18 protein-coding genes and 1 pseudogene are annotated in these 21,435 nt (G+C 42.2%); 15 read left to right on the forward strand and 4 right to left on the reverse strand.

Translation table 11 applies throughout. The features are described 5' to 3' along the window. The first annotated feature begins 16 nt into the window (after window positions 1-16). From IH879_01750 to IH879_01820, 15 genes are all read left to right on the forward strand, one after another. Entirely contained in the window at window positions 17-1,858 is a 1,842-nt protein-coding gene (locus IH879_01750; GenBank protein MCH7673660.1) for a protein BatD, read from the forward strand. Window positions 1,859-1,863: 5 nt separating this feature from the next. Then, entirely contained in the window at window positions 1,864-2,637 is a 774-nt protein-coding gene (locus tag IH879_01755; protein ID MCH7673661.1) for a tetratricopeptide repeat protein, read from the forward strand. A gap of 24 nt (window positions 2,638-2,661) precedes the next feature. Then, a complete protein-coding gene (locus IH879_01760; GenBank protein MCH7673662.1) occupies window positions 2,662-3,279 on the forward strand; it encodes an energy transducer TonB in 618 nt (205 codons plus the stop codon). Between the two features lie 215 nt (window positions 3,280-3,494). Further along, window positions 3,495-4,724: a hypothetical protein gene (locus tag IH879_01765; protein ID MCH7673663.1), complete on the forward strand. Its 1,230-nt coding sequence runs from the start codon at window positions 3,495-3,497 to the stop codon at window positions 4,722-4,724. Between the two features lie 45 nt (window positions 4,725-4,769). Next, a complete protein-coding gene (locus IH879_01770; GenBank protein ID MCH7673664.1) occupies window positions 4,770-6,098 on the forward strand; it encodes an outer membrane protein transport protein in 1,329 nt (442 codons plus the stop codon). A gap of 39 nt (window positions 6,099-6,137) precedes the next feature. Next, window positions 6,138-7,127: a hypothetical protein gene (locus IH879_01775; protein MCH7673665.1), complete on the forward strand. Its 990-nt coding sequence runs from the start codon at window positions 6,138-6,140 to the stop codon at window positions 7,125-7,127. A 166-nt stretch (window positions 7,128-7,293) separates the two neighbouring features. Beyond that, on the forward strand, window positions 7,294-9,420 hold the full coding sequence (locus tag IH879_01780; GenBank protein ID MCH7673666.1) for a tetratricopeptide repeat protein: 2,127 nt from the start codon (window positions 7,294-7,296) through the stop codon (window positions 9,418-9,420). Between the two features lie 238 nt (window positions 9,421-9,658). Next, window positions 9,659-10,798: a hypothetical protein gene (locus IH879_01785; GenBank protein ID MCH7673667.1), complete on the forward strand. Its 1,140-nt coding sequence runs from the start codon at window positions 9,659-9,661 to the stop codon at window positions 10,796-10,798. A gap of 154 nt (window positions 10,799-10,952) precedes the next feature. Continuing rightward, window positions 10,953-11,498 (forward strand): dTDP-4-dehydrorhamnose 3,5-epimerase, encoded by a 546-nt coding sequence (gene rfbC, locus IH879_01790; GenBank protein MCH7673668.1) that lies wholly within the window; start codon window positions 10,953-10,955, stop codon window positions 11,496-11,498. Between the two features lie 29 nt (window positions 11,499-11,527). Continuing rightward, window positions 11,528-12,319 carry an SDR family oxidoreductase gene (locus tag IH879_01795; protein MCH7673669.1) on the forward strand — a complete coding sequence of 264 codons (792 nt, stop codon included), beginning with the start codon at window positions 11,528-11,530 and terminating at the stop codon, window positions 12,317-12,319. Window positions 12,320-12,343: 24 nt separating this feature from the next. Beyond that, complete coding sequence (locus IH879_01800; GenBank protein MCH7673670.1) at window positions 12,344-13,090, forward strand: hypothetical protein; 747 nt, start codon at window positions 12,344-12,346, stop codon at window positions 13,088-13,090. 268 nt (window positions 13,091-13,358) lie between these two features. Further along, the gene (locus IH879_01805) at window positions 13,359-15,770 is read left to right on the forward strand and encodes a penicillin acylase family protein (protein MCH7673671.1); all 2,412 of its coding nucleotides are present in this window, start codon (window positions 13,359-13,361) and stop codon (window positions 15,768-15,770) included. Between the two features lie 112 nt (window positions 15,771-15,882). Beyond that, a complete protein-coding gene (locus IH879_01810; GenBank protein MCH7673672.1) occupies window positions 15,883-16,050 on the forward strand; it encodes a hypothetical protein in 168 nt (55 codons plus the stop codon). Window positions 16,051-16,217: 167 nt separating this feature from the next. Then, the gene (locus tag IH879_01815; protein MCH7673673.1) at window positions 16,218-16,397 is read left to right on the forward strand and encodes a pentapeptide repeat-containing protein; all 180 of its coding nucleotides are present in this window, start codon (window positions 16,218-16,220) and stop codon (window positions 16,395-16,397) included. A 266-nt stretch (window positions 16,398-16,663) separates the two neighbouring features. After that, on the forward strand, window positions 16,664-16,996 hold the full coding sequence (locus IH879_01820; protein ID MCH7673674.1) for a hypothetical protein: 333 nt from the start codon (window positions 16,664-16,666) through the stop codon (window positions 16,994-16,996). A 186-nt stretch (window positions 16,997-17,182) separates the two neighbouring features. On the opposite strand, the gene IH879_01825 is transcribed toward IH879_01820, so the two are convergent. From IH879_01825 to IH879_01840, 4 genes and pseudogenes are all read right to left on the reverse strand, one after another. Next, on the reverse strand, window positions 17,183-18,301 hold the full coding sequence (locus IH879_01825) for a TRAP transporter substrate-binding protein (GenBank protein ID MCH7673675.1): 1,119 nt from the start codon (window positions 18,299-18,301) through the stop codon (window positions 17,183-17,185). A gap of 394 nt (window positions 18,302-18,695) precedes the next feature. Further along, window positions 18,696-19,184, reverse strand: a pseudogene (locus IH879_01830) (polyketide cyclase). Between the two features lie 165 nt (window positions 19,185-19,349). Then, window positions 19,350-19,709 carry a tetratricopeptide repeat protein gene (locus tag IH879_01835; protein ID MCH7673676.1) on the reverse strand — a complete coding sequence of 120 codons (360 nt, stop codon included), beginning with the start codon at window positions 19,707-19,709 and terminating at the stop codon, window positions 19,350-19,352. A gap of 176 nt (window positions 19,710-19,885) precedes the next feature. Next, a partial coding sequence (locus IH879_01840) for a hypothetical protein (protein ID MCH7673677.1) occupies window positions 19,886-21,435 on the reverse strand: 1,550 nt, incomplete at its 5' end.

Below are 21,435 nucleotides of genomic sequence, written 5' to 3' on the forward strand. Positions count from 1 at the left end.
GCGATTTAATTTTATTATGAACAAAGAGAATCAATTGTCTGTTTTAGCTTCACTCACCTGCATTCTATTTTTTGTTTCAAGCCAGGCTTTCGCCCAGGATTTGGAGATAAAAGCCTATGTAAATAAATCCTCAGTTGGACTGAATCAGCAGTTTGAGTTTAGCGTCGAATTGTCCGGTTCGGACGCACAAAGAGCCCCTGACCCTTCGGTGCCTGATTTAGATGGATTTGCTTCTTACATCGGCACCAGCAATTCAACGAATATGCAATTTGTAAACGGCCGGATGTCTGTCACTAAAACTTTTACACATCATTTTTTAGCATCTACTGAAGGTAAGTTTCAAATCCCGGCCATTGCTGTTGAATACAAAGGCGAGACATATTCAACAGATGTTATCAAAATTGAGATTGTCAAAGGGGCGGTACCTCCGCCAGGAACTTCCGGCACCCGAGGTTCCTCAAATGATCCGTTGGATTTATCTGAGCAATTGTTTCTAAAAGCTTCAGTTGATAAACAGCGTGTTTACCAGAATGAATCGGTTATTATCAGTTATAAAATTTATACGGCTGTGAAGGTGACGAATTATGGTCCTGTTTCTCAATGGCCCAACACCGTTGGATTTTGGTCCGAGGAGTTTGAAATGCCGCAACGCTTGACCTCATCCACTGAATTTGTTAATGGCCGCCGGTATCAAGTATATGAAATTAAAAAAATGGCTCTTTTCCCCCAGGGCCCGGGACGGAAAACTTTAGAGCCTATGGGTATCGAATGTGAGGTACAGTTACCCCGCCGAAGGCGTCGTAGCCGGGATATATTTGATAGTTTTTTCGACGATCCATTTTTTCGGAATACCAAACGGATAAGCATCCAATCAAACCCGGTTGCAATTGAAGTCATGCCGCTCCCCGAAAAAGGTAGGCCGAGCGATTTTTCTGGAGCTGTCGGGCGGTTTTCAATCAACTCTTCCGTTGACAAAACTGCGGTAAAGACAAATGAGGCCATTACCCTTAAAGTAAATATTTCGGGAACAGGAAATATCAAGATAGTTCCGCAGCCACAAGTTGATTTTGCATCGGATTTCGAAGTGTACGATCCGAAAATTAATGAAAGCATTCAAAGAAACTCCGGCCAAATCTCAGGTTCTAAATCATTTGAGTATGTGATCATCCCTCGGTTTCCGGGTCAGCACACGATTAAACCCGTTTCGTTCTCCTATTTCGATTTATCGTCAAAAACCTATCGGACGATATCTACAGATGCAAAAAAGATTTCGGTTGCTAAAGGCGATGATCAATTTGTTAATGTTGGCATCGGTACTTCTAAGGAAGATGTGAAATTTATCGGGAAAGATATTCGCTATATCCAAACACGAATTCCGGAATTTCAAAGAAAAGGCGATGTATTTTATAAAAAAACGTTTTTTTATGTTATTCTCGTATTCCCTCTCATTATTTTAGGAACTTCTTTTGCTAATCGGGCACATTTAGACAAGTTGAGCTCAAATGTCGCTTACGCCCGCAGCCGAAAAGCGAATCAAATGGCCCTGAGACGGTTGAGAGACGCAAACAAACAAATGAAAGCAAATAATACATCTGGATTTTACGGAGAGGTATCAAAAGCGCTAGTGGGATTCATTGGGGACAAATTGAATGTGGCGTCGGCCGGTCTCATCACCGACGAAGTTGACAGGATGCTTCACGATCAGAAGATTGACGAAAATACTGTTTCCGACTATCTTGATTGTTTAAAAACGTGTGACTATAAACGATTTGCTCCAAGTGATTCAAATAAGGTGGAAATGAATGATTTCTTTGAAAAGACAAAAAAAGCGATTGTTAACTTAGAAAAAGAAATTTGAAAAACATGCAATTTGAAAAATGTTTTAACCATTTTGCAATTTTAACCCTGTCAATCCTTTGTTTGGCAAGCGGTCTTCTCGCAAATGATGTGGAAGTTTTTTTTGTGAAGGGGAACGAGTTTTATCAGGATGGCAATTATAAAGGTGCGATCGAAGAATTCGAGAAGATTCTAAATTCAGATTATGAAAGCTGGGAAGTCTACTATAATCTAGGTAATGCCTATTTTAAAGATGGACAAACCGCAAAAGCAATACTCAACTTCGAACGGGCAAAGAAATTACATCCAAAAGATGAGGACATTAATTACAATTTAGAGTTGGTTAATCTGGCGATCGTTGATCGAATTCAAGAGTTGCCACAGTTTTTTCTTTTTAAGTGGCTTTCAAATATTGCCCATTCGATTAATTTAAAAGTGCTCGGCGGAATTACGGTTTCATTGTACTTACTACTAATTTTGATCACCATTTTTAGAATTTATCTAAAGTCACCGCAATTGAAAAGAACCGTTTTTGTCTCTCTAATTGCTGCCTCGATCACTTTGACAGTCTTCACAGGACTTTTTGTAATTAGGATTTTTGAGACTGAAACCAAAGTTGAAGCCATCGTTATAAAAGATAAGGTGGATGTTAAAAGTGCGCCCGGCGGCCTGACAGAAGTTTTTACTCTGCATGAAGGCGTTAAAGTACAAATAAAAGATCACTCGGAGAATTGGGTGAAGATTCGTCTTGCAGATGGAAAGATAGGTTGGTTAGAAACGAAAGTTTTAAAACAAATATAAAGTTAGGCTAACCCGCCCGGATAAATGCCCTCAATTGATTTCCAAAAAATTAAAGCGGATTTCCGTTCTCAATTTTCAATCAACATCAAGAAAGCACTTGTTATTACACTCGTGTTTTTTATCCTGTTGGTCTTTATTTCCCCTCGAATAAAGCTCAGCATTAAGGAGGTCGTGCAGCCAAACATTATCATCAATGTTGAGAATATCCCGATCACGCGTCAAACCAGAATGAAGCCGCCGCCGCAAAAGCCGACTGTGCCCATCCCTTCAGAGGATGAAACCATTCCGGAAGATGCGACCATTGAGGAAACCACGCTTAAATATACGAATATTTTTGACGATTCTCCGGGTATCCCCGGAACAAACATCACCCCGCCGAAACCTATCGCCTGGGTTTTCCCGGAATATCCGAAAGAAGAAAAGAAAAAAGGCGTGCATGGGGTGGTGAAATTGAGTATTCATATTGATAATAAAGGCAAAGTTGTTGAAGTGATTGTTCTTGATAATACTACGAGCAGCGAAAAATGCGCCCAGGCGGCCGTCGAGGCTGCATATGGGAGCCGTTTTCGCCCTGCCAAAGAAGGAAATCGCGCCGTTAATTTCTGGATTACCCAACCTTACCGATTCGCTATTAAGAATTGATTGGTAACTTTGTTGCCAGTTGCCGTTAATTCCATTTCCAGTTTTAAATATCGCCCAGTTAATAATCTTAGTAACTTTGAACTAATTAGCTTGATAAGCTGTTAAATTTATTGAACTCATTTCCTAAATTCTCATTTATCAAAAGAGTGGCATATCATTTGCGTAACTTTTCGTAGATTTAACGCTAATAATTTGCATAATGTGAGGAGAAAAAAATGAAATTGCGCATAACTAACAATCTAATCTTGAATGGCTTGATATTCGTTTCGTTGCTATTCTTCTCCGGTTGTTATACTCAGCTTGCGAAGCCTGATTCGAATAGGGCAGTTCAAGATACCTATACGGAAGAGTCAGTGGACTATTATGAAGATGAAGAGTACGGTGAAGAGTACGAGGATTATGAAGAGTACGAAGATTACGAAGAAGGTGATATCGAGGATTACGATGAAGTGCACATAACGCGTAGATATTATAACGACATCTACGTTTATGGCGGCTATCCTTCTCCCTGGTATTACGATCCTTTTTATGATCCTTACTTTTACGATTCGTATGCACCGTATTCAAGTCATGTTTCCATTCATATAGGGTACCGTGATCCATTTTTCATGGGTTACCATCGTCGATATTATGATCCTTTTTACGATCCATTCTTTTCTGGATACTATGGTTCTCGGTATTCTTTCGGTTATACCAGCGGTTTCTACTTCAACGGTGGGTGCCTTAGATCAGGTTCGTACGGCTATTACGGAAATTACTACCCAGGGACAACTGTTGCAACGGTCCGCAGTGTTCCAACAAAACAGCGTGATTTTACCCGACGCGGCCGTAGAGGCTCCGATTTTGGGTACGAACGCTCACGAGATGACAATTATACGCCTGTCTCAACGGTTTCATCAGGAACATCCCAGGGTCAGAGTATTACCAAAGAAAGTGCATCCAGTCAAGACCGTATAAAAAGACGGAAAAGAAGATCTGAGTCAAGTGATCAAGGAAGGAGAGGTAAACGAATTGAGAGAATCGGCAAAAGTTCTGATGAAGGGCGAGACTCGAATGACCGAGGTGATTCCGAAATAAAATCAAAAAGAAGAAACAGCAGCGATGAAAGAAACGAGGCCGTAAAGCCCCGGAGAAGCAGAACCGATAAATCAAAAAGTTCTGTTTCGAGAAGATCGAAGAACAGTAGAAGCAGGTCTAAATATAGCAAAAGGCCGTCAAAAGACGGTAAAGCCTCGCCAGGTAAAAGTGTAAAGAAAAGAAATTCGAGCAGAGGATCATCTAAATCCCAGAGCAGTCCGAAAAGAAGCTATAAATCGGGCGGCTCTAAGCCGAGCAATAGTTCTGGTGGCAGCAGGAAAAGCTATAGTGGCGGTAGTAGTAAAAGCAGTGGTTCATCAAAATCTTCGGGGAGGTCATCTTCTTCCCGCAGAACCAAGAGACGCTAATTTGTAGCTAAATTTACCAACGGAGCGGTGAAAATGAGGATAAATATGAAAGTCGTAAGTAAGTTGTTGGCTTTTGGTCTTTTAATGTGTGTGCTGAAAAGTAGTTCAGCTCAAGATGTCTTCCCGCCGGAAGAAATCTTCTCTTTAGGGATGCAGCTTGGAACCGGGGCAAGAGCTATTGCCATGGGCGGGGCCTACACCTCAGTTGGCGGCGACTTTTCTGCTTCTTTCTGGAATCCCGCCGCCCTTGCAGATATTAGACGTGTCGAATTTTACGGCTCGCTCAGTCACCTGATGCGGCAAAACAGAGTCGAATTTTCTGATATTCCATTTAATCCAACCATTAATGAGAATGAAGAAAATTTTACCAGGTTTAATGACCTGGGTCTGGCTTACCCGGTTCCAACTCAGCAGGGCAGTTTAGTCTTCTCGTTTGGTTATAACCGTGTCAAATCCTATGACTCCAATTTTGACTTTCGGGCTTTCAATTTCAGTCCGGATGATTCAGTGAACCAGGCCTGGAAGGAGCTGGAAACCGGCAGCTTAAATACATGGACAGCCTCCGGTGCAATGGCTGTTTCACCAAACATGTCGGTTGGCATCGGACTTAATTTCTGGACTGGCGGCAGTGATTTTCAAACAACATTTAGAGAAGTAGACATTGACGATATTTATGCCGACTTTGAAAATTTTACCAGAGATGATGGTCTCAATACAAATATTTCAGGCTTCAACGTAAAGATCGGTGGTCTCATCAAGCTGCCTCTTTTGCGACTCGGAGCCACGATCTCAACTCCAATTACATTTAAAGTGAAAGAAGATTTTTTCACCTCTGAGAAACTGCTCGATGATAACCTGGATTTAGCAGAAGAATTTTTTGACGAAGGATTTTTTGAATATAGAATTAAATCCCCCTGGACGTTTACTGGCGGCGCTTCATTGAATCTTTTGAATTTCGTTTTTTCCGGAGACGTCGAGTATAATGATTGGACACAAATTAAATACAAGAGTGAACCTCCTTTTGCAGGTGTGACTGAAACTGAAGCAAATCTCTCAATCCGGGATAACTATCGGGCCACGACGCGAATTCGATTGGGGGGAGAATTTACCTTGCCGTTGACGGGACTAAGTTTCCGGGCAGGTTATTTCAGAGACCCATCCATGTTTAAAGATGTTTCCTCCGATGAAGATAAACAGTTTTATTCAGCGGGTATTGGCTTTTTAGTGGACAAACAGGTTCGACTTGATGTGGCGCTCGTGCATGGATTTTGGAAGAACTTTAATCAGGGCCTGCCGGGAACGGACGATATAAACGATTATGTCGAAGATATTAAAGTCAATAAAGCTTTTGTGTCCCTGGCTTTTCGTTTGTAACTTTTGAGAGGTTAATATAGCTTTTTAGAAGGAGGACCGATGATCAAATTCAGCTTAAGATTTGCCTTTTTAATTATCTTGTTAGCCGGTTGCGCCACCACGTCGAATATCAAAAAAGAAGATCGGGTTACCATTCTGCTCAAAGACGGTACAAAAATTAAAGCCCAGGTAACCGGTATTTCCAATAGCACGATAGCTTTCGAAGCAATCGATCGCAAAAAAGCCTACGACTATGGTGAGGTGATTCAACTGAACCTTGTTCGTGGAATTAGAATGCCGAATGGTGCGATTCTTTCGGTAAAAGAGTATGATGCCGTTCGCAAAGGTGGCGAACCCAAAGCCTCGAAAAGAAAACCAAAGAGAGTAGCCAAAGCTGACCGGCGTGTCTCAAAGAGTTCAGAGTCTCAATATGAAGAGCTCAAAAATAAGCCGATCAGCGAGATGACGGACAATGAATTTCAGTTCTTCATGATGATGAAAGAAAAAGAATTGGAAACAGAGAAGGAGTTCGTTGTCAGAAAACCTGAAGTGACAATGAGAAATAATAACCCGTCTCGCCAATTTGATCAGCAATTGGAAGAGCTTGTAGATTCAATGATCCGGGCCGGAATTGCACCTAATTACCTGACTTACTTAAAAGGCAAAGAAAACCAGAGAAGAAGCTTAACTCGTTTTGAAAAGGAAATTATAAGCCTCATCGAAAACCACCCCACCTGGCAGGATCAAGTAGATGATTTAGAATATTTAAATCGGACGGCAAAAAAAGCGCTTACAAGGGCATATCTCTACAATCCTGACGAATTAGAAAGAAACTTACATTTATCATTCGATCCCGATGTTGAAATGGACTATGTTAGTTTGATGAGGCAGCTGCACCGCCAATTTGGTGAGAATGTTCGGATGCGCGATTTCAGAATTTTTGTTGATGTCTTCGGTGAAAGCGGTGCCGGTGCCGTAAAAGAAATCCTGGAAAATTATTCCACCTGGCAGTTTGTATTGAGTCAAGATACCACTCTGGTAGATAAATAAAATCTCCTCCTCCAGTAAAAAGGCAAGTGTAAGAAATTCACTTGCCTTTTTTTGTTTACTATTCTCTCGACGAGTTGTGCTAAAAAGTTTTTGCAATTCTTGGCAGGAGTCTGTATATTCCAGAAGGCCTGCTATCAATAACATCCCAGTGACAATTTGAGGTTCTATGAGATCTTCACGTGATTTGCATTTAATCCTGCTTTGTATCATACCGCTTGTTTCTTATTATCAAGTCTTCGCGGAAATCAAATTTTCCAGCCGTGAATTCTATCGCCAGGGTCTGCTGCTTGCCAGTGAGGGAAAAACAGAATCTGCAATCGATGCCTTTAAAACCGCTGTTAAAAAAGATGGTAAGTTTGCCGATGCTTATCATCAACTCGGTCTTGCCTATATAAAGATCGGTACGATTGAAAGTAGAAAGCAGGCTACCTTCGCTTTGAAGAGGGCGTTGAAGTTGGATAAAATGAATATCCAATATCATTTGGATATGGCCAAGCTTTCATTAAAGAAAGGAATGAAAGGGGAAGCGAAAAAGAACTTTGAAAAAGCTTTAAAGCTTGACCCTGCAATTGCCGAAGCTTACTACCATCTCGGTCTTTTAAAAGAACAGGAGATGCTTTGGTACAAAGATTTGATTAGTCCGCAAGATGAAGGAATACTCTTTACTTTTAATAAATATGCAAATGAAGATCTGCGCGATGCAAAGAAATACTTTGCAAAGGCCATTGAGTCAGATCAGGATTTTGCCTTAGCTTATTATCATTTGGCGCTCATCCAATTTGAACTTTCTGATTATTCTGCCATGGCAGACAACCTTGAAAAAGCGCTCGAAGTTCAGCCCGACAATAAAGATTTTTATCTTTTTCTCGGATCGGCTTATCACCGGATGAATGATTATTTTTTAGCGAATCAAAACTTCGACTTTGCCAAGCATTATATGTCCGACGAAGAATTCTCTCTTTTTGAGTCTGTGTCTACCGTTTTGGAGCCCGAAGAAAACAAACAGTATACTGCTTTAAATTTGATTAAAAAAAACGATTACCAGAGAAAATTTTGGAAGCAGCGGGATCCCCTTTTTATGACAGAATTTAATGAGCGAGTGCTGGAACACTACAGTCGCTTTGCTTACGCCAATTTGAGATTTGGCTATCCCGAAAAAGGGATAGTGGGTTGGAAAACGGATCAAGGAAAAGCGTACATTCGCTTTGGTCCACCCAAATCAAAATTTAGAACCCGTCCCAAACTAAACAGTACTTTAAACAGCGGCGGTGGTTATCCAATTGTTCCTTCTCAGGAAAATTGGAACTACGCAGATTTCAATCTGGTTTTCGAGGATGAAACTTTAAATCGTCGTTATAAATTTAAGCGGCACTTGGATCCTGACCAGGATTCCAAGCTCATTTTTGAACAACTAATTAAACAAGTTCCCGAGTCCTATGAACTTGACATCGAAGGCTCCCCTTTTAAAATTCCCCATCAGATAACTCAATACATGGGTGAGAATGGGCAGACAAAAATAGCATTGGATTTCGGAATCCCTCGTGATAAAGTCACGCTTAACTACGCCAATGTTTATTTAAAAAAAGGATTCTTTGTCTTTGATGCCGATTGGAATGATATCGCAAAAAAGGTTGAGAGTCGAAGAATCCCCTTAAGTGATCAGCTTGGTGTTAAGGGTTCACCATTCATAATTGATAGACACGAGTTTCAACTTGCGCCGGAGTCGTATAAAATTTCCCTCGAACTGGTGGATGAAAGTTCAGGTAACATTGGTAAATTCCGCCGGGAATTAAATGTACGAAACTTTGATCCGAATCGTCTGGAGATTAGCGATTTACTGCTGGCGGATAATATTCAAGCAGATTCATCCTCTCAGGACGAAAACGCGAATCTTAAAATACTTCCAAACCTTTTTCGCAGATTCGCGCCCGGACAATCGATTTTTGTATATTTTGAATCTTACAACCTCGACCTGGATGAAGGCGGCTTCTCACACTACACCGTTGAAACCATTCTTCGATCGGTCAAAAGTCAAAAGAATGCATTTGCAAAATTTGCTGCGAGTGTTGGCGGACTTTTTGGATTGGGTAACGCCAAGCAGACGGAAGTCAGTACTTTATATGAATACCAGGGGAATTCGACCATGGAACCGACGCACAGTTCTGTGCGTTTAGCTGATACAAAACCCGGTCAGTATATTTTGGTGATTCGTGTAAAAGACATACAAAGCAATAAAACTGTTGAAAAGAGTATCACATTTGAAATAGTTAAACACACAAATAAAAAAGGATGAAGCAATGAAAGGGCATAATTTTAAAGCATTGTGGATAGGTTTACTGGGTTTCTTCTTTTTGCTTTTGTTTAAAACGGCCTCTTTTACCGAGGATAAAAGTACGCAGTTTCAACTATTTAGTACCAGCAACGTTTATGGCTATTTAAAACCCTGTGGCTGAAAGCTAAACCCGATTGGTGGACTGGCTCGGCGGGCCGGCTATATAAAACAAGTTAAGCAAGATGATCGTTTTCAACTGTTGGTTGACTGCGGCGATTTTGGCAGTACCAAAGTTAAGTCGCAGATTTTCAAAGTTAATTACTTACTAACCGGGATGGCCCTCTTAAACTACGATGCCATTAACCTGGGCGAAAAAGATTTACAGTACGGCTCTGAATTCCTAAGTGAAATAAGAAAAATGCATAAGTTACCTTTTGTTTCGGCCAATGTTTATAAATATGGAACCGAAGAACTTTTTGCTGAGCCCTATTTAATTAAACAAAAAGGGAATCTTAAAATCGGTATTTTCGGAGTGACCACCCAAAGTGGTGCACGTCATTTGGTCAAACCATCGACTGGTTTTGAAGTAAAAGATCCCATGGCAGCAGCGCAAAAATCTGTTAATGAATTAAGACAAAAATGCGACGTGGTAATTGCCCTGGCGCATTTAGGACTTAACGGAGCAAAAGAGTTAGCACAAAAAGTGAACGGTATCGACATTATCATTAGTGGGCATGATACTCAGAGGACGCAAAAGCCGGCGCAGATTGGAAAAACGGTTGTGATGCAAACGGGTTCTAAAGGTCAATACTTAGGCCATTTGGAGTTTAAATTTGCTTCTAATTCTGTTTCTCTTGTTGAAGGAAAGTTGGTTACTCTGAATGATCAAATCCCCGATGATCAGAAATTAGCCAGGTTGATTTCGAAGTTCGATAAATCTTTTATAAGCAGTTACCCGCTTCAAAGTTCGAAAGCTATTGATGATTTCAGTTTGCTAAGCGAACGCTCTTGCGTACAATGCCACCGCAAGGAACATCGCCAGTGGAGTTCCACGTTGCATCGCAAGGCCTGGCAAAGCTTGATTGATAAACAGCAAACAGGGGACGCAGAGTGCCAGCAATGTCATACAACCCTGTTTAAGCAGTCCAACGGGTTTTCAACCGTCTTTGAAACCCCTGACTTGGTGAATGTTCAGTGCGTCGATTGCCACAATTTGGCTGAGGATAGTCCCAAAGAACATATTAACAAATTTAGAAGGAGGAGAGTTGCTGCCTCTACTCAGACTAATGGTAAGGCTAACTTTAAGCCGGTCACGGAAGCAACATGTTTGCCATGCCATAATAAAGAGAGCAGCCCAAATTTTAGCTATGAAGAAGCCTTGCTTAAAGTAACTCACTAATTTTTACTTATTGAATATTTCTTTTGATAAGGGAGGGCTTTTTTTTGCTTTCCCTTTTTTAATTAAATTTACTCGCACTCAGGAGTTGACAAAACAAGCGGGATTGGTTATATTAAATTGTTTTTACTTAAATTGAATTTCTAAGGAACAATAGGTGCCTTCTAATTTCTCAAGTTTTGATATTGCCGGCTTAGTCCTGATTGAGCCCAAAGTTTTTAAGGATGAAAGAGGCTTTTTTTTTGAATCATACAAGTATTCCGAGTTCAAAAACAACGGTATTCCCGATACATTTGTGCAAATCAACCGATCGACTTCATCTGCCGGTGTGATTAGAGGACTTCATTATCAGCTCCCTCCGTTTGGTCAAGGTAAACTGGTTAGCTGTATTAAAGGCGAAGTTTTTGACGTTGCTGTAGATATAAGAAAGAATTCGCCGACCTTCGGTAAATGGCATGGGGTTATTCTCAGCCATCAGAATAAAAAAATGTTGTTTATTCCGGAGGGATTTGCACATGGATTTTATGCAATGCAAGAAGCTGAGGTGATGTACCAAACAACGAGTGAATATGCACCGAAGTCCGAAAGAGGAATTATTTGGGATGATCCGGAATTGAACATTCAATGGCCGGATGGACCCAAAATGACCTCTGGAAAAGACAAAGTATACCCGTTGTTAAAAAATGCAGAAGTTTTCGAGTAATCAAAAAATTAAAAATCCGGAACGTTCAAATGAATTTAGAAATATCAGATAAAGTTGCTCTGGTGGCTGCCTCAAGCCAGGGTCTTGGAAAAGCGGTGGCTATGGGTTTTGCGCAGGAAGGCGCAAAAGTGGTGATTTGTGCCCGCAATAAAGAAAAATTAGAAGCTGTAAAAAAGGGAATTGAGTCCCAAACAAAATCTGAAGTTTTGGCTGTGCGGACGGATCTGACCAAAAAAGAGGATATTGAAAATCTGGTTGCCGAGTCGATTAATAAATTTAATTCAATCGATATTCTTGTCAATAATGCAGGCGGGCCTCCCGCCGGCTTCTTTGCGGATATGACCGATGAAAATTGGCAGAAAGGCGTAGACCTGACTTTGATGTCTTCGGTTCGTCTCACTCGAGAAGTTTTGCCTTACATGAGAAAGAACAAGTGGGGACGTATTATTAATATTACCTCAGTTTCGGTGAAGCAGCCAATTAATGAGCTGCTTTTGTCCAATAGCCTGCGTTTGTCGATTTTAGGCTGGGCCAAAACACTGGCGAACCAGGTTGCTGCTGAAGGAATTTTAATTAACAATGTTTGTCCCGGTTGGACTCGCACTGATCGGGTTGTCGAAATATTTGAAGCTCGCGCAAAAGGCCAGGGGACGACTCCTGAGAAAATCGAAGCCGGTATCACCCGAGGAATTCCCATGGGGCGTTTGGGCAAGCCGGAGGAGCTGGCAAATTTAGTGGTTTTTCTGGGGTCTGAAATGGCGAGTTACATTACCGGTGTTTCCGTCCAGGTTGATGGCGGGTCGGTACAAGGGCTCTATTAACAAAACTTTGTTGAGAGGAAAGCAATGAAAAGAGTAGTTGGTTTATTTCTGCTGATTTTTGTCTTTGTTATCAATGCAAACGCCCAGGGATTTAGGCAACAATCCCGGCAGTTGGTCGATTTGCCCACCGCCGGCACTTTAGAGCGCGGTAGTTTTGCAATCGATATAAGGATGTACAACAATGGAGGACTGATCGGCGGAGTTGCAGTTGGCATTTCTCCACGGTTTATGTTTGGACTTTCTTTTGGCGGCGAAAATATCATCGGTGAGGGCGGTGTGAATTGGAATGAAAACCCAGGAATTCAGGCGCGCTTTCGAATAATTGATGAAAGCTTTGGTATGCCGGCCGTGATAATTGGATTTGACTCGCAAGGATACGGCGCTTACAGGAAAGGCTCTAAGCGATATGCTAACAAATCGCGCGGTTTTTTTGGCGTAGTGAGTAAGAATTACGCTTTCTTTTATAACCTGGGGCTGCATGGTGGGGTGAACTACAGCCTTGAAACCGTTGATGAGAAAGATATAAACTTTTTTTTAGGTGCGGACCTGAATTTAAATCGTGAGGTTCGGATTATTCTGGAATATGACTTTGCCATTAACGATAATAGTACCGGGGCACAATTTGGCTCCGGAAGCGGCTATCTAAATGCAGGCGCGCAATGGTCCTTTTCGGATCGCTTGTTCCTGCAGTTTAACTTAAAAAACTTGCTTAAAAATGGCCCGGGTCAGGTGACGCGTGAATTTAAAATCGGGTATTTTGAATATTTCTAAATCATTGAATCATCGAACTTTTCTAAAAGAAATACCTATTTAAGTAACCGCGAATGAACACTATTTTTTTAATAGTGGTCAAGGGCTGTTTTAGAAAAGTTAATTGATATTAAGAGGCACACCTTCCCTTTCAATTAAATTATTATAGAAGCTTTTAGACAAGTCCTTTTCTGGATGATTTGAAGTGGGTTTTTATTAGCGCATATTTGCGCTTATTAGCGGTACCAAGCATCAAAAAAATTTAATTTATTCTTAAATTGAGGCATCCATGGCCAAAGGCTGGCGCATTTTTCTTTCCATTTCGGCCTTTTTTTTTATTATTATCCTGACAATTTCCATTCTTAGCTACCGGCTCCTCAACAAGGCTTTGCCAAAAACTGATGGTTCATTGGTATTAAATATATTGAATCAACCAGTTGAGGTCTACCGGGACGAGTATGGCGTGCCGCATATTTTTGCTGCAAATGAAAGCGACTTATTCAGGGCGGCAGGTTTTGTAACAGCTCAGGACCGGCTTTGGCAAATGGATTTGAATCGACGGGTTGCAAACGGCCAGCTATCGGAAATATTCGGTGAGGCCGCAGTTGAGCACGATAAATTTGTCCGCATCTGGGGGTTCAGCAGGGCTGCTGAGAAAATTGTCGAAATCCTTTCACCTGAATCACGTCTTGCTCTAAAAGCTTACGCGGAGGGTGTGAATGCATTTATCGAATCTCATTCTGAGCAATTGCCTATTGAATTTTCACTTCTGAAATACAAGCCGGAAAAATGGAAAATAGAAGATAGTATTGCTTTTGTGAGGTTGATGGGTTGGAAACTGTCATTTAGCTGGTACACTGATCTTGTTTTGCAAGAACTTGTTGCCAAACTGGGTGAGAAAAAAGCCAGGGAAGTCTTTCCCGATTTTCCCAAGGATGGACCTTTTATCCTTCCGTCAAGCACCCGGCCTTTTTGGACACAAACTCAAAACTTTATAAATTCCGGAATGCAAGTTCAGGCTTTTCTCGGTTTTGGCAGCACGCATTTGGGAAGCAACTCCTGGGTTGTTGCCGGTGAGAAATCTGCATGCGGCAAGCCGCTGCTGGCCAATGATCCGCATTTGGAATTAAGAGCGCCTTCAGTCTGGTACGAAATGCACCTCTCGGGCGGTGAAATCAATGTTGCCGGAGTTTCTTTCCCGGGCGTCCCGGGGATTGTGATCGGACATAATGAACACATTGCCTGGGGGCTGACAAACGGCATGATCGATGATGTCGATTTTTATTTGGAAAAAATCAACCCGGATAGTACAAGTCAATATTTGAACGGCAGCCGCTGGCAAGACTTTGAAACTGTAACTGAAGAAATCAGAATTAAAGATGCCGAACCGGAATCACTGCAAATTCGATTCAGTCGAAATGGACCGATTATCTCGGAAGTTCATCCGATGTTGGAAAATGGGGACGAGGCGATTTCAATGCGCTGGGTTGGCCATGAGCCAAGTGATGAATTGCTGGCTTATTTAAAAATACAAAAATCAAAATCCTGGGATGAATTTACCGACGCACTCAAAAGCTATAAAGTACCGGCGCAAAATTTCGTGTTCGCTTCAGCGAACGGAGATATTGGCTATCATTTAGCCGGCGGAATCCCTTTGCGCAATCGAACAAACGGTGTTTTGCCGCACGAAGGTTGGAAGACAAGGGGGCAGTGGCTGGGACAAGTGCCTTTTGAGAAACTTCCGAACGTGTTAAATCCACCGGAAAACTATATTGTCACGGCGAATAACAAAATGGTTGACGACCGCTACCCATACTATCTTTCAAACCTTTGGGAACCTTCCAGCAGAGCGGCACGAATTCACCAGCTTCTTTCGGAGAAAGACAAGTTTTCGCTTGATGATTTTAAGTTGATGCAAACGGATCTCGTCTCCTTTCATGCCCAAAATATTTTGCCTGTTGTGCTGAACACAATGGAAGCGGTGATTGACTCAAATTCATCCGAGGATTTGAAATCGATTTACAACCTCATGAAAGACTGGGATGGCCGTGAATCACCCAAAAGTGTCGCCACTTCTATTTTTCACGCTTTTTTTCTCAGGCTAACTGAGAATACCCTCAAAGATGAAATGGGCGATCAATTATTTGAGAATTATATCCGTTTTGGCAATGTCCCAAATCGGGTTATGGCGGCTTTATTGAAAAAGGGCAGCTCTGAATGGTTTGACGACGTGAATACTCCGGAAATTGAGAACATTGAAGATATTATGAGGCGTAGTTTGCTCGATGCCGGCATGCAGCTTAAAAACCTTGCCGGAGATATTATCACCAATTGGGCCTGGGGTGAAATTCACACCCTCACCATGCGGCATCCATTAGGCCGAGAGAATTTACTGGATATTATTTTTAACATCGGGCCCTTTCCCAGGGGCGGCTCAACCATGACCTTGAATAACTCAGAATATCAATTCGATTCACCGTTTGAAGCAACCCTGGGAGCTTCTACCAGGCAGTTGGTCGATCTGTGCGATTTGAATCATACACTGTCGGTCATCACCACCGGCCAGTCCGGTCAGAGGATGAGCAAACACTACAAAGATCAGACGCCGCTCTGGCTGGAAGGTCGGTACCGTTCAATGATTATGGGCCGAGGTGAAATTACAGAAAGTGCACAAGAACATTTAACTCTAACCCCTTGGTAGGGGAACTGGGTGTGAGGTCTGCTTTGCTTTTTACTCCTAAGAAGTTACACTCTTGATGGTTCAATAAAGGGACGTTTATTGATTCACTAAAAAATATAACAGGGACTCAAACATGTTATTACCCGATTTATTTCACGATGACTTCAGACAGCGCTCTTACCACGACTGGTATGATGTTCTGGTTAACTTGCTAAAGAAAACTGCTGGTTCCTTGCAAAAAAGAACCGCAACGCGAAAGCAAAAAATTGTAAAGAGCAATAAAAATAAAGATGGTGCTTAGCAGCAAAACTTTTTTGTGTTCAGGTAACGGACGTTTATTGAGCAGGGTAAAACATGGTAATTATGAGATGGCAAACGAGAAGCATTTAAAAAAAATTCTGAAGCAAGGAGTAAAGGCTTGGAATGAGTGGAGACGAAAAAACAGTTGCATAAAACCAAAACTCGGATGTGCATCCTGTTCGGAATGGATGTCAGCACGGCAATCCAGGCGAAGCAGATTTGCACGAAGCAATTCTAAGTGGAGCAAATCTCTCCAGCGCAAATTTCATCAGAGCAGATTTAAGTATGGAGCCTGAATTTTATTCGGAATGTTTTTCACAAATTACAAATAAGGCTCTGTTGCGATAACATACCTATTTGAATATTTAGCAGTTGGTCTGGATAACACTCACAGAGCAATAATATCTTAAACAAATATAACACTTTTTTATTGTTATTTGACTTGATATCACATAAATTAATGTTTAGCAGAAAAACTACTTACTCACTTGAAGGCTCATACATGATTAAGGGAGGACAGTAAAATGAAACACTTTATGCGTCTATTGGGACTTTCCGTTGTCCTGACAACGCTGCTTGGTTGCGCAAGCACGGGCAGATTTAGCGCCACGAACCTGACAAACGTTGAATTGTCTCAGAGCAATTTTCGTGTTATCGCCACCAATGTGTATGGAGAGGCATCAGCAACATACCTGCTTGGATTTAGCTTTGCTCAAGGTGGGGAGATGCAAACTATAGCACTTATACCCCTTGGGGGCGACCGCATGCTTTACAAAGTAGCGCTGGAAAACTTGTGGCGCAACTTCGAGCAGACACACGGGAACATCGAGGGGCGGAGTCTTGCGTTGGTAAACGTTCGCTTCGACTCTGACGCACTGAACGTGCTTGTTTTTTACACAAGACCCAAAATTTCTGTTCGGGCAGATGTCATTGAGTTTGTTGAGTAATCAGTGGCTGAGGTCGGGAATGTGCCGAATCTTGCCTAACCAGCCGTTGCAGTTGACGGCGGGATCTGTGGTTTTAAGAATGTTTTGGGCTTGCGACAAGTTTTGGTCTGTCGAGCGTTTTCGGCAACCTGCCGCCGCAACTGAACTTTTTCGTTAGCTATTTTCGAAGAGCAGGCAGGTATTCATTCAAATGTTCGGAAACGTATGATACACCGCTTCTGAAACCTCCGCCCAACCCGTCACATCTTTTCGAAAGCTGTCGAAAGATTCATAAACTTTTTTGCTTAACGGATCTTTGCTGGTCATCTCGTCAATCACTTCGCCGGCATATTTTTTTAGAGCCTTTAAAACTTCATCCGGGAATTTTCTCACCGACACCTTTCCTTCCTCAATTATTTTTTTTAAATAAGTATTGTTCCTCGACTCAAATTCAGATATCATCCAGATATTGGCGCGGTCGGCGGCAGCTCGAACGATCATCTGCAAATCTTTCGACAAGCTTTCCCAGGCGCCTTTATTCACCGTCAATTCGAGCACCGGGCCCGGCTCATGCCAACCCGGGTAGTAGTAATATTTCGCGATTCGATGAAAGCCCTTTAGATAATCGTGATACGGGCCAATCCACTCGGTCGCATCGATAACACCTCGCTCAAGATTTGTATAAATTTCACCGCCAGCGGTGAGAATAGGGGTGCCACCTGCTTTGGCAATAACATGCGCGCCCAACCCGGGAATGCGCATTTTCAAACCTTTAAAATCATCGACGGTATTAATTTCCTTGTTAAACCAACCTCCCATCTGCATGCCGGTGTTGCCTGCGGGCATAGGGATCAGGTTGAAAGGCTCGTACAATTCCTCCCATAAGGCCAGCCCACCACCCGAGTAGATCCATGCATTCATCTGTTGTGCGTTCATGCCGAACGGCACTGCCCCAAAAAATTGCGCCGAAGGAATTTTCCCTGCCCAGTAATAGGCTACCCCATGCCCCATCTGCGCAACACCCTGGCTGACAGCATCGAAAACCTCAAGCGCTGGCACCAATTCACCGCCGCCATAAACTTGAATTTGCAGTCTTCCATCCGACATCTCACCAATCCATTCCGCCACCAAATCTGCGCCTTCACCCATGACCGGGAAATGCGGCGACCAGGTCGTGACCATGTTCCATTGGTACTTCTTTCTGGTTTGGATGGCTGGCGCGTCACCAGTCGACTCGGAGCCACAGCCAAAAACCAAAGCTGAGCCGCCAATCAGGGTAGCGGTTGAACTTTTTTTCAAAAACTCGCGTCGATCGATTTTTGTCATCTTTCCTCCGTATCAATTAAGCATTACTGGGTTCACAAAAAAGTTAATGACCGAAATTGGTATTTTCAATTCAAACTAAAATTTAACGCAGAGGCGCTGAGAACGCTAAGGCTCGCAGGGTTTATTCGAAACATATTCCTATCCTGATAATTTAGATTTTTGGATAATTATAGAATAAAACATGACTTCACATTTTGTTAAAAATACAAAGTTTTTGGCGGTAATAGAAATTTTTCCACAAAGGCGGTATCATGTGGAACGTGGTATCCGAAAAAACATAAATGGTAAAATAGTAAATCGTTTTCCGAATTATGAGTTACGTCAGGCGTTTCATTTCATACTTCGTACCTTGTGCCTTGTGGCAATGAATTATTCTGGTTAAGAAATTGTGTGGGAATGTCGGGCCCGGCGGTGACGGAATTTCATTTAAATTTTCAGAATCATTTCGCCGCCTGATCTCCAATTTCAAACTCTCCTCACCTTTCGCCATCGCCCAGCGATGATTGGCCGAAAAGATCGGTTTTATAAGAAAAGAAAAAATGCGCAGTAAAGGTTTATCCGCTTGAATTTTCCAATCGTAGGTGATCTTTACCCACTGCCCATCTTGCAAGAACTTCCAAATACCGTGCCCAACAAAATCACCCCATGCTTCTAATGCGAAGCCTTCGGGCTTTTTAGCCTCAGTCACCCGAAATTGCCATCGCAAAGTATAAGGCAGCCAACCCTTGGTATACAGCTTTACAATTTTACCAATACCATCTTCATCTCCAGGCTCCAGTTCCTCAACGTTTAAATAAACTGAAGGCCACCAACGAACGAGGTCGGCGGGTTCGCTGAGAATGTCATAAACTTCTTCACAACTGCTTTTTACTCGCCATTCCATAATAAAGTGATAATCGCTGTTTGTCAAGACTCTTAGTTATTGGTTATTAGGTGAAAATAGACGAACACTTTCAAAAGCAATTATTAGAACTTTAAATATTTTGATTTGAGATGCAAGGGAAAAGTAATGAATCTATGGAGGGAATTGTTGCAGCTTAGAAGGTCCCTAGGAAGAAATGTTGAATAGAAAGAGAGTACCTGCCTTTACAAAATGAGTCTTGGCTTTTTCCTGCTGACCAAGTTTTTCTGCGATCTTAGCTGCTTTATAATTCATTCGGGCATCGTGAGGGTTCAATCGTAGAGCTTTCAAAATTATCTCCTGGGAATCATTAAATCGGTTGTTTTTGTAAAGTGCCCAGGCGTATGTTTCCAATACATCTACATTATGAGGTCGGCGACGATATTCGGATTCCATTCGGTCATGCGCTGCAGTAAGATCTATTTGGTTGCCTAAACAAAAACGTGCATACTCCAGATTGATGTTCCATCCTTGTGCTTCATGTTGCTCAAAGCCATCGATCAGCATTGCCATCAAATCCTTAGCCGTTTCTGTCTTTCCTGAAACTCGGAAACTTTCACAAGCTTTTCCATGAATTCATGCTCGGGTGTGTTGTCATCTTTTAAGTTTTTAAAATTAAATTTTACGCATTTATTCGTGAAAATCAAGTCACATCGGTAATTTTTTCAAGGTTCCCGCAAAGGTTATTTATACAACGCGTTAAAAATTAATTTAAATGTTCCAAACGTCTGTCCTCGATGCTGTGGCCGAAAGGCATACAAAATGGCGCGACCTTTGCCAACTGGAATTTCGGCCAAACCAACCTTGTTGTAAAGCCGATCTTCGCCAACCGCCCAGCCGCTTTGTAAAATATTTCGATCGCCAAAGAAACCGGTTTCCGTAATTTGTTGATTGTAACGCTTCAATTTTAAAGCAACCGGACGATTTTTGTAAATCGCAACATTCTTTTGCATTCCGTAGGTTAACGGAGAGGTAAGATCGAGGTGAAATTCAAAGAGGCTTCCGGGTGCGAAGTAATCTTTTCGTTTGACCTCACTCAACGTATTTGTAGCTGGTAACTGCAATTTTTCGATTGCGAAGTTACACGCCTCGCCAAAAAACAACACAGTACCACCTTCTTGCAGAAATTGTTTGATTTTGTCAACGCCATCCTTGCCGATGCCGCCGGTATATTTGCTGCGCACTTTCGGTTCTCCAACATCCGGCTCTTTGGCATTTTTTGATTTGCCATCAACAATCCAACTGGCGCCTTGGCTGCCAAAAATCAAAACATCATGTTGCGTTTTTAGCTTAGTCTTATTTTTGAAATCGGCATTATGCAAAATGCTATATTCAAAACCGAAGTTATCGAGGATGAGCCGCATCCAACCTTCATCGTACACCCCTGGAATCCATGGCTGATAAATGCCTATTCGAGCCTTGGTTATTTTTTTCATCTGATGGCTGTCTGAACTGCCCAAGCTCCTGATAGGCACGTGATAGGTCACTCCTTTTTCTTTGATGAGCTTTTTTTGCTCTTTATCAATGTTTACGATAAAAGTTCCCGGCGGCAAGTCGTCCCATTTGGCTTCGAGCGAATGTACCTCGAAGCCGGCGCCAAGCAAATCATTGACCAGTTTAAAGCTGTGATTGAATCTTCTTTCGATAGCAATAAAACCTGGCTCAATTTTAGAGTCAGGTAGTTTCAGTTTTGGTTCCACTTTTTTCATGTCAACCTTGAAAGGCGTTTCGATTTCTACAACCGCGGCATCGAATTGTAAACCAAGAGTCCAGGCGGTGACATCATACGGCTGGCGCGGCGGTCCGCCCGGATACTCTTGCAAGTTTGGATATTGCTGAATTTCGAGAAAATCTTTAATGTAAGCTCGTGTCGGCTGTGCTAAAGGAATGATGAAAGTGCCTTTTTCGAATAGTCCTTTTTCTGTCGAGAAATCTTTTTCCGCTTGATAGATGTCAACGTTGGCAAATCGAAGTCGCTTGAGCATTTCAATGGCGTTGTTCGGATCGTGCTGCTCCGGTCGAACCAGGTAAGCGAATGGACTTCCTTCTTTGCCTTTGGCTATTGCTTCTCGGTTCAGTCGATAAAAATTTTGTTTGAATTTTTCTTTGAACGTCGCCACCGCGGTGAGCATGGAGTAAGTTGCCGCTTTTTCATATTCAATGATATCGCGCAGCCGCCACCAACCGCCGGGCCAGGGATCGAGGAAATTGGTTTGTTGGGCATAATCGGGTA

The organism is candidate division KSB1 bacterium (assembly GCA_022562085.1).
GTDB lineage: Bacteria > Zhuqueibacterota > Zhuqueibacteria > Oceanimicrobiales > Oceanimicrobiaceae > Oceanimicrobium.

Bases quoted from the DNA above. Each gene is read 5' to 3' on its own strand.
- IH879_01810 (MCH7673672.1), top strand. From the start codon at position 15,883: ATGTTATTACCCGATTTATTTCACGATGACTTCAGACAGCGCTCTTAC.
- IH879_01770 (MCH7673664.1), top strand. From the start codon at position 4,770: ATGAAAGTCGTAAGTAAGTTGTTGGCTTTTGGTCTTTTAATGTGTGTG.
- IH879_01775 (MCH7673665.1), top strand. From the start codon at position 6,138: ATGATCAAATTCAGCTTAAGATTTGCCTTTTTAATTATCTTGTTAGCC.
- IH879_01765 (MCH7673663.1), top strand. From the start codon at position 3,495: ATGAAATTGCGCATAACTAACAATCTAATCTTGAATGGCTTGATATTC.
- IH879_01825 (MCH7673675.1), bottom strand. From the start codon at position 18,301: ATGACAAAAATCGATCGACGCGAGTTTTTGAAAAAAAGTTCAACCGCT.
- IH879_01805 (MCH7673671.1), top strand. From the start codon at position 13,359: ATGGCCAAAGGCTGGCGCATTTTTCTTTCCATTTCGGCCTTTTTTTTT.
- IH879_01800 (MCH7673670.1), top strand. From the start codon at position 12,344: ATGAAAAGAGTAGTTGGTTTATTTCTGCTGATTTTTGTCTTTGTTATC.
- IH879_01835 (MCH7673676.1), bottom strand. From the start codon at position 19,709: ATGCTGATCGATGGCTTTGAGCAACATGAAGCACAAGGATGGAACATC.
- IH879_01780 (MCH7673666.1), top strand. From the start codon at position 7,294: ATGAGATCTTCACGTGATTTGCATTTAATCCTGCTTTGTATCATACCG.
- IH879_01755 (MCH7673661.1), top strand. From the start codon at position 1,864: ATGCAATTTGAAAAATGTTTTAACCATTTTGCAATTTTAACCCTGTCA.
- IH879_01760 (MCH7673662.1), top strand. From the start codon at position 2,662: ATGCCCTCAATTGATTTCCAAAAAATTAAAGCGGATTTCCGTTCTCAA.
- IH879_01750 (MCH7673660.1), top strand. From the start codon at position 17: ATGAACAAAGAGAATCAATTGTCTGTTTTAGCTTCACTCACCTGCATT.
- IH879_01795 (MCH7673669.1), top strand. From the start codon at position 11,528: ATGAATTTAGAAATATCAGATAAAGTTGCTCTGGTGGCTGCCTCAAGC.